Source organism: Desulfomicrobium orale DSM 12838 (genome assembly GCF_001553625.1).
Lineage (GTDB): Bacteria > Desulfobacterota > Desulfovibrionia > Desulfovibrionales > Desulfomicrobiaceae > Desulfomicrobium > Desulfomicrobium orale.
Window position 1 is genome coordinate 104282 of sequence record NZ_CP014230.1, and the last position, 13133, is coordinate 117414.

Sequence of the window (13133 nt, forward strand, 5' to 3'; positions counted from 1 at the left end):
GACCAGCCTCAGGCTGCAAATAATTTGACATCTCTTGCCTGAACGGCGGGAAACAATCATGCACTTACAGAAACGAGTACTTGTCACGGGCGGCTCCGGCTTTCTGGGGTCACACCTCTGCGAACGGCTGCTGCGGGAAGGCTGCGAGGTCATCTGCGTGGACAACTTTTTCACCAGTTCGCGTCAGAACATCCAGCATCTGCTGGGCAATCCCCTCTTCGAGGTCATCCGCCACGACATCACCTTTCCACTCTATATGGAAGTAGACGAGATATACAATCTGGCCTGCCCCGCGTCGCCCATTCACTACCAGCACGACCCGGTACAGACCACCAAGACCTGCGTGCACGGGGCCATCAACATGCTGGGACTGGCCAAGCGGCTCGGCGCCCGCATCTTCCAGGCGTCCACATCCGAGGTATACGGCGACCCGGAACAGCACCCGCAGACCGAAAGCTACTGGGGGCACGTCAATCCGCTGGGTGAGAGATCCTGCTACGACGAGGGCAAGCGCTGCGCGGAATCCCTCTTCTTTTCCTACCACCGGCAGCACGGCCTGCCCATCCGTGTGGGACGCATCTTCAACACCTACGGCCCGCGCATGCATCCCAACGACGGCCGCGTGGTTTCCAATTTCATCGTCCAGGCTCTTCAGGACAGGCCCCTCACCCTTTACGGCGACGGCAGCCAGAGCCGCTCCTTCTGCTATGTGGACGACCTGACGGAACTGACCATCCGCTTCATGAACGACCAGTCGGGCTTCACCGGCCCCCTGAACATGGGCAACCCCGGTGAATTCACCATCGCCGAGCTGGCGCGGGAGGTCATCGATCTCACGGGCAGCGGCTCCAGAATCGTGCATCTGCCCCTGCCCGGCGACGACCCCAGACAGCGCCGCCCGGACATCACCCAGGCCAGAATGCGCTACGGCTGGGAACCCACAGTGTCCCTGCGCCAGGGCCTTGAACGGACCATCGCCTATTTCGACGGTCTGCTGCGCTCCGGCGTGCTGAAAGGGGCCGCGTGATGCGAGTGCTGGTCACGGGCGGGGCAGGCTACATCGGCAGCCACACCTGCAAGGAGCTGGCCCGAAGCGGACATGAACCCGTGGTCTATGACAACCTGTCCACCGGCCGCCGGGAACTGGCGCGCTGGGGGGCATTCGTCCACGGCGACATCCTCGACACCCAGCGTCTGCGCACGGCCATGCGCCGGGAGCGCGTTGAGGCAGTCATCCACTTCGCGGCCAAGGCCTATGTGGGCGAGTCCGTCATCAATCCGGAAAAGTACTTCCGCAACAATGTAGGCGGCACCCAGAGCCTGCTGGACGCCATGCGCGGCGAGGATGTGCGCGACATCGTGGTTTCGGGCACCTGTGCCGTGTACGGCACGCCGGAGCGCATGCCCATCGACGAAAGCACCCCGGCCAGCCCTATCAATCCCTACGGCGAGAGCAAGCTCTTCATGGAGCGCATGCTCGCCGCCTACGGGCGCGCGTACGGCACGCACTTTACCTCCCTGCGCTATTTCAACGCGGCGGGCTGCGACGCGGACGGTGAAACCGGCGAATGGCACGACCCGGAGACACACCTCATTCCGCGCGTGCTGATGGCGGCCGCAGGCAGAATCGAGGCTCTGGAAATTTTCGGAGATGACTACCCCACCCCAGACGGCACCTGCATCCGCGATTACGTGCACGTGCGCGATCTGGCCAAAGCCCATATCGCCGCCGTGGAACGGTTGCAAAAAGGCGGCGGGAACAGCATCCTGAATCTGGGCGCAGGCCGGGGATTTTCCGTAAGAGAAATTGTCCGGGCCGCGGAAGAGGTCACGGGACGTCCCGTGCCCCATGTATTCAGACCCAGGCGCGAGGGCGACCCGGCGGAACTGGTGGCCGACAGCGGGCTGGCGGGCGAAGTCCTGGGCTGGCGGGCGCACCACTCATCCATCGAGGAAATTCTCCGGACCGCATGGGCCTGGGAGCAACGAAGAGGGCGGATCTCATGAACAAACCTCAGGAAGCTGCCGCTCCGCAGGCCGGACCGAAACTTCTCAACCTCGGCTGCGGACGGACCTGGAGACCGGGCTGGGTGAACGTCGATTTCCGTTCATATTCCCCCCATGTTCTGGCCTATGACCTGCGCCTGGGCATTCCCTTTGCCGACGCCTCCTTCGATGTGGTGTACCATTCCCATGTGCTGGAACATTTCAGCAAGCGGCAGGGGGAATTCTTCGTGCGCGAATGTTTCCGCGTCCTCAGACCGGGCGGCCTGCTGCGTCTGGCCGTTCCCGACCTGGAAGACATCGCCCGCGCCTATCTGAAAACCCTGGAAGAGACCCGGACGGGAAAGGAAGGTGCGGAAAAACGCCATCAGTGGATACTGGTGGAAATGCTCGACCAGCTCACCCGCACCGCAAGCGGCGGGGAAATGCTGGCCTGGTGGCGGGAGCACCCCGTGCCCCAGCGGGAATTCATCGAAATTCGTCTTGGCGAGGAAGCCCGCTCCGGCATGGAGTCCGCCCGGCACTTCCGTCCGGCCCCGGCGGGCCGCCGGCCCGCTCTGGAACCCGCCAACCCGGAATTTTCGGGCTCGGGCGAACTGCACCGCTGGATGTACGACCAGGTGTCCTTGAGCGGCCTGCTGGAATCGGCCGGATTCACGCGGATAACGCGCCAGACGCATGACGCGAGCCTCTCCGCCGAGCCGTCCATCCGCGAACTGGACAGCGACGCCGAGGGAAACGTCCGCAAGCCCGACTCCCTGTTCATGGAGGCCGTAAAGCCCCAGACGCCGCTTCCCGTCCCGAGAGTGGCCATGTTCTCCACCAGCGACGCGGGAGGAGCGGCCATCGCCGCCCTGCGCCAGCATCAGGCCCTGCGGGACAAGGGTGTGAGCAGCGAATTCTATGTCATGCGCCAGTTTTTCTCCCGCGAGGCCGTGCATGTACTGCCCGCCCGCGGCCACCATGTCGCGAGCCGGGGAGAAACGGCCTGGCACAGCGCCCTTCCGGCCTGCGAGTACCGCCACGGCCAGATGATAAGCAGGTTCCCGGACCGGCCCGCCGGAGCCGAACATTTTTCCTTTCCGGCCCAGGGTTTCTCCCTGCGGGACGTGCCGGGCCTTGCGGATTTCGATGTCCTGAACCTGCACTGGGTGGCGGGCATGTGCGACCCGGCCCTGGAGCCGGAGGCTTTCGCCGGACGGCCGCTGGTGTGGACCCTGCACGACATGAATCCCTTTACCGGCGGCTGTCATTACGCGGACGGATGCCGGGGCTTCGAGAAGCACTGCGGCTCCTGTCCGCAGCTCGGTTCCCGCGATGAAAACGACATCTCGCGGCAGACCTGGAAATCGCGCATGACCGCCTACCGCAAGCTCAATCTGCACATCGTGGCTCCCAGTGTCTGGCTGGCCGAAGAAGCCCGTAAAAGCTCGCTCTTTTCACGCTTTCCGGTGCACGTCATACCGTACGCCCAGCCCCTGTCCGTGTACCAGCCCCTCAACCGGGACGACCTGCGGGCCGGGCTGGGCATGGACAAGGAAGAACTCGTCCTGCTTTTCGCCGCCCAGAGCCTGGGCAACAGGCGCAAGGGCGGAGCCTTTCTGCTGGAGATGCTCCAGTTTCTGGCCCGGACGGAACTGAAGGACAGGACCACGGTGCTCCTGCTCGGCGGCGACCCGCCCCGCCCCTTTCTGGAAACGGGCGTCAAGGCTGAGGCCACGGGCCATATCGACAGCGACCAGCACATGGCCGCGCTGTACAACGCCGCCAACGCCGTGCTGGTGCCCTCGCTGGAAGACAACCAGCCCAATGTCGTCTGTGAGGCCCTGGGCTGCGGCACGCCGGTGGTCGCCTTCGCGGCCGGGGGCATACCGGAGATGATCAGCCACGGGGAAACGGGCTTTCTTGCGCCCACGGGCGACGCCAAGGGGCTGCTGGAAGGCGTCCGCTGGGCTGCCGGAGCGAAGGAAAATCCCGCCATCCGCAGACTGTGCAGGGCCTTTGCCCTGAAACAATGGCACCCGGACCTGTGTGCGAAAAGCTACATGGATCTCTATCAAAGTCTGGCTCCGGCACGATGAAGCGCGGCGAAATACTGTCCGCCCATCAGACACGCATGCAAACAGAAACAACGACCATGAAATCAAATCCGACAAGCCGCTCCACGCCCGAACTCCCTCCCGCCGTGGCCGCTTTCGAGGCGGCCGCGACCGGCCCGGAGCATCCGGCCCGGACCTGGGAGAAACTGGACAGCATGCTCCACATCGCCGCTCTGATGGAGGATATCCTCCTGCATCCGCAGCAGGACCCCGTGGAGCGGACTGAAAGCCTGTTCCGTTTTCTCGCGGAAAAAATGTGCCGCGCGGCGGACATGGCCGCCGAATTCGCGCCCGTACCTGAAATTTCCTCCGATATCCTGTCCGGAGAAGAAAAAACCAAGGACCTTTTTGAACGTGCCTGGACGGTTTACAGCAACGAGACATACGACCACTCCGTCTCGCTGGTGGAAGACCGTCTGCGCCAGAGCGGATTCGGGGAGGATTTCCTGAAGGGCAGGACGTGCTTCGACGGCGGTTGCGGCACCGGACGGCTGGCCGTGGCTCTGGCCAGAATGGGCGCCGGAAGGGTGGTCGCCGCCGATGTCGGCTCCGCCAGCCTGGAATTCTTCCGCCGCCAGATAGCCAGGTATGGCCTGCACGCCGTTGAGGTTGTGGAAATGGACGTGACGGATCTGGGTGCGTTCGATTCGGAGCAGTTCGACTTCGTAGCTTCCAACGGCGTGCTGCACCACACCCCGCGCTGCCTTCCCGGCCTGGACGACCATTACCGGCTGGTCAGACCCGGCGGTTTTCTGTGGCTGTATCTGTACGGCGCGGGAGGGTTCTACTGGGCCGTGTACGACCGCATGCGCGGACTCCTGGCGGACGTTTCTCCGGAACGGTTTTGCGCTCACATGCGGCTTCGCGGAGTGCGCGAAGGCATGACCTACACCATGCTCGACAATTTTTTCGCGCCCCGGGAATATTTCCTGAGCAGCGAAATCCTCTCCAGACTGCGCAAACTCCATCCGCTGGAATGGCGGCACCAGCGGGGCCCGTCCATATTCGACGACCCTTCCGTCTATACCGGAGAAAAATACGGCAAGTACATTCTGGGCCCGGAAGGCGAAGTGCGTCTGGCCATCCGGAAGATGCTTTCCTGAGGACGGCGGCCAACCAGTATGTGTGGAATTTGCGGAATAAAATCCGGACAGGCCGATCCGGACGTGCTCGAACGCATGATCCGGGCGCTGCACCACCGGGGACCGGACTCCAGCGGCCGCTATCACGGCACGGGATACATGGCCGGAATGCGCCGGCTGGCCGTCAACGATCTCTATTCGGGAGACCAGCCTCTGCATAACTCCCGCAAAAATGCCGTGCTCTTCTACAACGGCGAGATATACAACTCCCCGAAGCTCCGCCGGGACCTGGAAGGCCGGGGCTTTTCCTTCCGGACCCGCTCCGACGGCGAAGCCATCTGCCACCTCTTCGATCTGCACGGAGAAGAGCTGTTTTCCTGTCTGGACGGCATGTTCGCCTGCGCCCTGTGGGTGGAAGACGAAAAAAAACTCATCCTGGCCCGCGATCCGGCCGGGGAAAAGCCGCTTTACTATGCTCACCTGCCCGGCGGAGGGCTGGCTTTCGCCTCGGAGATGAAAAGCCTGCTGAAAATTCCGGAACTGCCCGGAGGGCTCGACCATCAGGCCCTGTGGGATTTCCCCACTTTCCTGTGGATTCCGGAACCGTCCACCGCCTTTGCAGCTATCAAGAGCCTGCCAAGAGGACACATCCTGGTCGCAGACGCCGCAGGCGTGCGCATCCGCCCCTATGCCTGCCGCGTCGCGCCGGCTCCGGACGCGGCAAAGCTCGGTGAAGCGGAACGGATCGAGGCCGTGCGGGCCGCCGTGACCCGGGCCGTGCACTCGCGCCTGCTCTCCGACGTGCCCGTGGGCGCGTTCCTTTCGGGAGGGCTCGACAGTTCCATCGTGACCACCCTGGCCGTGGAGCGCCTGACGCGTCTGGACACGTTCACCATCGCCTTCGACAACATAAAAGACCCCTACCACGGCATGGCCGACGAGTCGGAGCAGGCTCTGGCCACGGCCCGCGCGCTGGGCACCAGACACCACCTTCTCAAGGCCACGGCGGATATGTTCCGGTGGCTGCTGCCTAAGTTCTGCGACAAGGCGGACCAGCCCTTTGCCGTGTCCTCCGGCCTCGGCGTGCTGGCCATCTCCGGCCTGGCCCGCGAAAAAGGCGTCAAGGTGCTGCTGACCGGCGACGGCGCGGACGAGGCTTTCGGCGGCTACTCCTGGTATCCGTTTCTGCCCCATGCGGACCGCACCTTCCCCGCGGCCGTCCCGGACCGTCCGGTCTCCTTTCAGAACACGGGACTGAGCGTGGAGGAACGCCTCGGCGCGCTGGCCGCCATGTCCGGCCCCGAACGTGCTCTGGCCTGGCATTACTACGCGGCGGAAGAAGAAAAGGCCGCGCTTTTCGCGGCGGATCCCTTCCGCGACGCCCGGTCGTCCGTGCGCCACTTTTCCGCCTTCAGGGCTACGGCCTGGGACACCCCGGACTACATCCGTCACGACCGGAAATTCTACTTTCCTTTCGAAATGCTGGCCAAGGCGGACCGCATGACCATGGCCAACTCCGTGGAAGGCCGGGTGCCCTTCGCTGCCCCGGAGGTACAGAAGCTGGCCGCGCGGCTGCCCTTTTCGGACATGGTCAGGGACGGCGAACTGAAATGGATTCTGCGCCGGGCCTTTGCGGACAAATTGCCCGCCGGGGTCGCGGACCGGAAAAAGCACGGCTTCAACGTGCCCGTGGACCACTGGCTGAAAAACGAGTGGGCGGACCTGCTCGATGCGGCCTTTTCACCCTCGTCTTCCTTGTCGCGGCACGGTTTTCTGGCTAAGGGAGCCGGAAAAACGGCCCTCCGGCTCCGGGACGATCCCGAACGCCTGAACGGACACACGCTTTTCGCTTTCATCATGCTCGATCTGTGGCTTACAAGGATGCAGGAATGGAGATAATCGCGGAAATCGGCCAGAATCATAACGGCGACATGAACCTGGCCTTCGAGCTCATCGCCGAGGCCAAAAGAAACGGCGCCGACGCGGCCAAATTCCAGCTCTACGACGCCGCCGTGCTTTTTCCCCGAGAAAACAATCCGTGGTACGAATACAACCTGTCCACGGAGCTCTCCAGGGACGATACGGCCCGGCTGGCCGAATGCTGTGCCAGAATGGGCATCGAGTTTCTGGCCTCGGTTTTCGATGCCGAGCGCGTGGCCTGGCTGGAGGAGCTCGGCGTGCGGCGCTACAAGATCGCCTCGCGCTCCATCCGCGACCAAGAGCTGATCGGCCGCCTGTGCCGGACCGGCAAGCCGCTGCTGGTATCCCTGGGCATGTGGGATAAGCCGGAGTTTCCGTCCATCCCCTCCGGCGTTCCGGTGTCCTTTCTGTACTGCGTCTCACAGTACCCCACGCCCCTGGAACGACTGCACCTCGGCCAAGTGGACTTCACCCGCTACGCCGGATTGAGCGACCACACCGTCGGCATCAGCGCGGCCCAGGCCGCCCTGGCCAGAGGGGCGGGCATCATCGAAAAGCACTTTACCCTGGACCGGAACATGCACGGTCCCGATCACGTCTGCAGCATGACGCCCGGGGAACTGGCCGGGCTGAGCGGGTTCAGGGACGACCTGCGCAGGCTGCTGTAATCCCCCGGCCCGAAGCCGGTTTCGCGGAGGCTTACGCGCCACGTGGATACGCCAAAAGTCACGGTCTACATCCCCAGCCACAATTACGGGGCCTTTCTGCAGGAAGCCATCGAAAGCGTTCTGCGCCAGACCTATTCCTCCTGGGAGCTTCTGATCATCAACGACAGCTCCACCGACAACACCCCGGAAGTGATGGAGTACTACAAAGGCGACGAACGCATCCGGCTGTTCCACACCAGCTACGGCTCCCTGCCCAAGGTCTGCAATCTGGCCATCCGCGAAGCCAGGGGCGAGTACATCATCCGGCTGGACGGCGACGACGTGTTCGGCAGCAACATCCTGCTGGTGCTGGCCACCCATCTGGACCAGAACCCGGACTGCGCCCTGGTCTTCCCGGACTATTATCTGGTGGATGAGACCGGAGGGATCGTGGCCCACGAATGGCGGGAAAAATTCTTCCAGAGCAATCACGTCTTCGACAATCCGCCCAATGGCGCCTGCTGCCTGATCCGCAGAACCGTGCTGGAGGAAGTGCACTGCTACCGGGAAGATCTGGGCGCTCAGGACGGATACGACCTGTGGAACAAGCTGCGCAAGAGCCACCGCGTTTCCAACGTCAACCTGCCGCTTTTCTTCTACCGCCGTCACGACTCCAGTCTGACCACGGACAGCAGGCGCATTCTCGCGGCCAGACGCCACATCAAGCTGGACGCCGTGGCGGAAACCCTTAACACCTACCGCCCTCTGGTCCTGTGCATCCCCTGCCGCCAAAATTATGACTTCGTGCCCAACCTGTGGAACCGACCTCTCTGCGGCAAGACCCTGCTCGAGCGGGAAATCGAAAAGGCGTTGCGCTCAAAGCTTTTCGATACCATCGCCGTCTGCTGCGACAATCCAGGGGCCAGAGAAGTCATGGAGCGGTACGCAGACCCGAGGCTTTTCTTTCACGCCCGCCGCAGAGAGGACACCATCCGCTCGGCATCGCTGGCGCTGACCCTCGACTCCCTGTTCTCCCGGATCGACCCGGACCGGCGCGGCACCACCGTGATCAGCTATCCGCAGGCGCCCTTCGTCAGTCTCGAATCTCTGGAGGAGGCCCTGACCACGCTGGTCATCAACGACGCCGACGCCGCCCTGGGGATGATCGAAGTCGATGAGCCGCTGTTCAAGCGCGGAGCCCACGGCCTGGTGCGCATCAATCCTTTCCGGGGCGTGCGCAGCGATTTCGACGCCATTTACCAGCAGGTCAACACCGCCCGCGCCCTGAAAAACAGAAACGTGGACAAGGGCGCGCTGGACGGCCCGCTGGTGGTGCACTTTCCCATGCAGCGGGACGAGTTCTTTTTCATCAACTCCGCCCAGAACCTGCGCGTGGCCGAGGCCCTGCTGCGGGATTCTCCGCCGGCAGGGAAGTGTTCATGAACGCGGCCCGCCGGACAGACGGCCGAAATTCCCGCTCCGCGCCCAGAACCGGCATTGTGGTGGCCTCCCGCAGCGGCTCTTTCCGGCTGCCCGGCAAAGCCCTCCTGCCGCTGCGCGGCCAGCCCATGCTGCTCTTCCTGCTGCGGCGCATCCGCGCCATCCGCCGGGCGGACGCGGTGCTTCTGGCCACCACCACCCTGCCCGCCGACGACGCTCTGGCCGATCTGGCCCGGCAGGCGGACGTGCCCGTGGTCCGCGGTCCGGTGGACGACGTGGTCGCCCGCTACGTTCTGGCGGCGGAAAAGGCGGGACTCGACTATGTGGTCCGCGTCACGGCGGACTGCCCCTTTCTGGACGCCCGCCTCCTCGATCACTGTCTGGAACATGCCTGGAACCGGGACTTCCACCTGGCCACCACCAAAGGGGTTTTTCCCGTGGGCCTCGACTGCGAAATCTACCCCGCCGCACTCATGGCGCGCCTGCACAGCGAAGGACGGCTTGACGCGGCGGAGCGGGAACATCTGACCCTGCGTTTCTACAACCGGCCGGAAGATTACGAAATTCTGCGGATTCCCGCGCCGCGGGCATGGCAAAGCTCCGCCGTGCTGACCGTGGACACCGGGGAGGATTACGCCCGTGCCGCCAGACTGGCCGAAGAACTGCCTTCCGCTGAAGCGGACACGGAAACCGTCCTGCGCGCATACGCGCGGCTCTTCGGAGAGGAAGATGCACACTGATTTTTCCAAGCCCCTGGGAGACATAGCCCCGGAAAGCGACGACTGGTTCCATGCGGACCGGGAGCGCAAACTCCGGCAGGACGCCTTTTTGCGTGCGCATCCGGCGGTCCGCAAACGCCGCTTCTGCCTGCTCTGCGGCCGGCCTCTGGCGGGGGACGCCTTCATCCACCGGCAGGTAAGCTACATCCACTGCGGACACTGCGGGCATATTCAGGATGAATACATGCTCCCGCCCTCGGCCACGGCCGATTTTTCCACCGTCTATCCGCCCCTGTCCCAGGCGGAACACGCCTCCAGAGTGCGGCGCGTCTACGCTCCGAAGCTTGAATGGATTGTCCGGCGGCTGAAGGAAAACGGTCTGGCCGACCCTCTGGCCCGAAAGTGGTGCGAAATCGGCTGCGGGGCGGGATATTTTCTTGACGCCCTGAGGCAGGCCGGAGCCGGTGCATTTCAGGGCATCGAGGCCGACCCGGCCCTGGCCGCGCGGGCGCGCTCCGTGGCGGGAGACGAACGCGTGCTGTGCTCTGAAGATACGGGAAAGGCGGTGGCCGCGTCCACGGCCGGGATCTATGTCAGCTTCTTCGTTCTGGAGCATCTGGACGATCCTGCCCCTCTTCTCGATGCCCTGGCGGCCAGGCCTTCTGGAACAGTCTTTGCTTTTTCCGTTCCTGTGTTCGGACTGAGCACTCTGCTGGAAGGCCTTTTCCCGGAGTTCGCGGCCAGAAACCTGGACGGCATGGCCCACCGCCAGATGTTCACGGACCGGTCCATCTCCTTCCTGCTGGAAAGAATCGGCTATGCTCCGACGGCTCAATGGGTCTTCGGTCAGGATGCGGCGGACGCGGCCCGCATGTTCCGGCATGGAGCACGGAAACTTTTTCCGGAGGCCCTGGCCGGGCGCTGCGAAGAAGCCCTCCACACCATGCGGGACAGCCTGCAGCGGGCCGTGGACCAAAATTTTTTCTGCGACGCCCGGCATGTTCTGGCCGTGAAAAGCTGAAAAAGACCTGGGAATACCTGCGGATTCCGCCGACCCACGAAAAATCTGCAAACCGGCCCTCTCCGGCCGTCCGCCGACAGCCGGATGCGACGAACTCCGAAAAAAGCCCTTCGAGGAAGAAACACATGCAGTACTGCACCGAATGCCTGTTTCCGGCCGTCGCGGCCACCCCGCTCACCTTTGACCAGCACGGCGTGTGCAGCGGATGCCGGGCGGGCAGGCACAAGAGAACCATCGACTGGACAAAAAGGCGGGCCCTGTTCGGCGAGCTGGTGGAAAAATACCGCAATCCGGACGGATACGACTGCGTACTGCCCGTGAGCGGCGGCAAGGACAGCTATTTCGCCGCCCATGTGGCCAGGGAGTTCGGCCTCAAGGCGCTGATGGTCACCTATCACGGCAACAACTACCTGCCCGAGGGAGAGCGCAATCTCATGCGCATGAAGGATGTCTTCGGTTTCGACCACATCATCTTCCGTCCCTCCACAGACATCTTGCGGCGTCTCAACCGGCTGGGTTTCACTCTGACCGGCGACATGAACTGGCATGCCCACGCCGGAATTTTCACCTATCCCATGCAGATGGCCGTGCTGCACAATATCCCGCTGGTCTTCTGGGGAGACCACGGATTCACTGAACAGGGCGGTATGCATTCCCACGACGTATTTTTCGAATACACGGCCGAAGACCGCCACAAAAACGCCCTGCACGGCTTCGACTGGTTCGATTTCATCGAGCCCGTCGAAGGGCTGACCAGAAAGGATCTGCAATTCCTGATCTATCCGTCCGAGGACCGGGTACGCGCCACGGGCCTGCGCGGCATCTTTCTGAGCAACTATTTCTACTACGACGGCGCGCGGCACGCGGAAATCGCCCGCAAACACTACCAGTGGGAAGAGGCGGAGCAGGAATTCGACCGCACCTTCCGGCGCACCTCGAATCTGGACGACATCCACGAAAACGGCGTGCACGACTACCTGAAGTTCATCAAACTCGGGTACGGGCGCGGCACGGATCACTCCAATTACGAGATCCGCGAAGGGCGCATGACCCGCGAGAAGGGCATGGAAATGGTGCGCAGGTACGACCATGTGAAACCGAGAGATCTGCAACGCTGGCTGGATTACACGGGCATGACCGAGGAAGAGTTCGACCGCGTCGCCGATACCTTCCGCGACCAGCGGGTCTGGCGGATCGAAAACAACCAGTGGATCAAGGAAAATGTCTGGGGCGGGGAATCGGCCTACGGAGAAGTGAAGGCTCTGCCCGACTGGGCCAGATGAGACGCGGCAAAAGCCGGGAATTCCGGCCGTCCCGCGCCAGAAACCAACTCAGAGCAGGAGGATCTTCATGACGGATATCCGGAAAGTGGACTGGGGAGAACTCGCCCAGGACTATATCGAAGACATGGAAAATCCGTATCACCGCCACCGTCTGCGGGTCCTCTCCTCCATGATTCCCGAACGGGCGCTGCGCCCGGGAGCGCGTATTCTGGATTTCGGCTGCGGGGACGGATGCTTCCTGCCGCCCTTCCTGAAAGCCGGGGCCAGAGTATGGGCCTGCGACAAGGAAGAAAAAATGATCCGCGCCACCCGCGAGCGACTTGACCGGCAGGACCTCTGCCTGGATAAAAATTTTCTCCGATGCGGCGGCACGGAACTGCTGGCCGGATTTGAGCCGGAATCCCTGGACGGCATCATCGCCTTCAATGTTCTGGCCTATCTCGATCCGGACGAAGAGGCGGAGTTTTACACCCAGGCGTGCCGCATCGTGAAAAACGGCGGCTTTCTGCTGGTCTCGCACTCGAACGAGCTTTTCGATCTGTTTGCCCTGAACAGCTACACCGCATCGTTCTTCATCAGACATCTGCTGTACGATCCGACCCGCACGGACCGGATACCCGAACTGCTCCGCCGCGCAGACCACCCCTCCGACGGAAAAGCCGCTCCTCTGGCAGTACGGGAAAATCCGCTCAACTACGGATTCAAGCTCGCGAAGCACGGCTTCACGGAAATCCGTCAGGAATACATGAATTGGCATGAGGCTCCGCCGCCCCTTCTGCCCGGTGGCGACAACGCATGCGAAGGACGAACCTTTCCGGACACGCTGGACCTGCCGGAATCGGAGCGCTGGAAGCTTCTTTTCACATGCAGCATGTTCGCGTCCCTGAGCACACGCCGCTGACCGGCATTGCAAGAGGA

Annotated in this window: 11 protein-coding genes; all 11 read left to right on the top strand. The window is 63.1% G+C overall.

Annotated features, from left to right (window positions below; all coding sequences use genetic code 11):
- Nucleotides 1-58 precede the first annotated feature (58 nt).
- The 11 genes from AXF15_RS00555 (at nucleotide 59) to AXF15_RS00605 (ending at nucleotide 13116) form a co-directional block, all read left to right on the top strand.
- Complete coding sequence (locus AXF15_RS00555; RefSeq protein ID WP_066601802.1) at nucleotides 59-1027, top strand: UDP-glucuronic acid decarboxylase family protein; 969 nt, start codon at nucleotides 59-61, stop codon at nucleotides 1025-1027.
- Entirely contained in the window at nucleotides 1027-2007 is a 981-nt protein-coding gene (gene galE / locus AXF15_RS00560; protein WP_066601804.1) for a UDP-glucose 4-epimerase GalE, read from the top strand. The genes AXF15_RS00555 and galE overlap by 1 nt, the downstream gene beginning before the upstream one ends.
- On the top strand, nucleotides 2004-4085 hold the full coding sequence (locus AXF15_RS14730; protein ID WP_066601808.1) for a glycosyltransferase: 2082 nt from the start codon (nucleotides 2004-2006) through the stop codon (nucleotides 4083-4085). The genes galE and AXF15_RS14730 overlap by 4 nt, the downstream gene beginning before the upstream one ends.
- Nucleotides 4086-4141: 56 nt before the next feature.
- Entirely contained in the window at nucleotides 4142-5206 is a 1065-nt protein-coding gene (locus AXF15_RS00570; RefSeq protein ID WP_169793550.1) for a class I SAM-dependent methyltransferase, read from the top strand.
- Nucleotides 5207-5224: 18 nt separating this feature from the next.
- Nucleotides 5225-7084: an asparagine synthase (glutamine-hydrolyzing) gene (asnB, locus tag AXF15_RS00575; RefSeq protein WP_066601818.1), complete on the top strand. Its 1860-nt coding sequence runs from the start codon at nucleotides 5225-5227 to the stop codon at nucleotides 7082-7084.
- On the top strand, nucleotides 7075-7773 hold the full coding sequence (locus AXF15_RS00580; RefSeq protein WP_066601820.1) for an N-acetylneuraminate synthase family protein: 699 nt from the start codon (nucleotides 7075-7077) through the stop codon (nucleotides 7771-7773). Before asnB ends, AXF15_RS00580 begins: the two co-directional genes overlap by 10 nt.
- Nucleotides 7774-7815: 42 nt before the next feature.
- Nucleotides 7816-9195, top strand: coding sequence for a glycosyltransferase (locus AXF15_RS00585; RefSeq protein WP_066601822.1), 1380 nt, complete (start codon nucleotides 7816-7818; stop codon nucleotides 9193-9195).
- On the top strand, nucleotides 9192-9932 hold the full coding sequence (locus tag AXF15_RS00590; RefSeq protein WP_066601824.1) for a cytidylyltransferase domain-containing protein: 741 nt from the start codon (nucleotides 9192-9194) through the stop codon (nucleotides 9930-9932). The genes AXF15_RS00585 and AXF15_RS00590 overlap by 4 nt, the downstream gene beginning before the upstream one ends.
- A gap of 223 nt (nucleotides 9933-10155) precedes the next feature.
- Nucleotides 10156-10932 carry a class I SAM-dependent methyltransferase gene (locus tag AXF15_RS00595; RefSeq protein ID WP_417926393.1) on the top strand — a complete coding sequence of 259 codons (777 nt, stop codon included), beginning with the start codon at nucleotides 10156-10158 and terminating at the stop codon, nucleotides 10930-10932.
- A 125-nt stretch (nucleotides 10933-11057) separates the two neighbouring features.
- On the top strand, nucleotides 11058-12215 hold the full coding sequence (locus AXF15_RS00600) for an N-acetyl sugar amidotransferase (protein ID WP_066601840.1): 1158 nt from the start codon (nucleotides 11058-11060) through the stop codon (nucleotides 12213-12215).
- Between the two features lie 67 nt (nucleotides 12216-12282).
- The gene (locus AXF15_RS00605; protein WP_066601843.1) at nucleotides 12283-13116 is read left to right on the top strand and encodes a class I SAM-dependent methyltransferase; all 834 of its coding nucleotides are present in this window, start codon (nucleotides 12283-12285) and stop codon (nucleotides 13114-13116) included.
- The last annotated feature ends 17 nt before the right edge of the window (nucleotides 13117-13133 follow it).

Bases quoted from the DNA above. Each gene is read 5' to 3' on its own strand.
- AXF15_RS00555 (WP_066601802.1), top strand. From the start codon at position 59: ATGCACTTACAGAAACGAGTACTTGTCACGGGCGGCTCCGGCTTTCTG.
- galE (WP_066601804.1), top strand. From the start codon at position 1,027: ATGCGAGTGCTGGTCACGGGCGGGGCAGGCTACATCGGCAGCCACACC.
- AXF15_RS14730 (WP_066601808.1), top strand. From the start codon at position 2,004: ATGAACAAACCTCAGGAAGCTGCCGCTCCGCAGGCCGGACCGAAACTT.
- AXF15_RS00570 (WP_169793550.1), top strand. From the start codon at position 4,142: ATGAAATCAAATCCGACAAGCCGCTCCACGCCCGAACTCCCTCCCGCC.
- asnB (WP_066601818.1), top strand. From the start codon at position 5,225: ATGTGTGGAATTTGCGGAATAAAATCCGGACAGGCCGATCCGGACGTG.
- AXF15_RS00580 (WP_066601820.1), top strand. From the start codon at position 7,075: ATGGAGATAATCGCGGAAATCGGCCAGAATCATAACGGCGACATGAAC.
- AXF15_RS00590 (WP_066601824.1), top strand. From the start codon at position 9,192: ATGAACGCGGCCCGCCGGACAGACGGCCGAAATTCCCGCTCCGCGCCC.
- AXF15_RS00595 (WP_417926393.1), top strand. From the start codon at position 10,156: ATGCTCCCGCCCTCGGCCACGGCCGATTTTTCCACCGTCTATCCGCCC.
- AXF15_RS00600 (WP_066601840.1), top strand. From the start codon at position 11,058: ATGCAGTACTGCACCGAATGCCTGTTTCCGGCCGTCGCGGCCACCCCG.
- AXF15_RS00605 (WP_066601843.1), top strand. From the start codon at position 12,283: ATGACGGATATCCGGAAAGTGGACTGGGGAGAACTCGCCCAGGACTAT.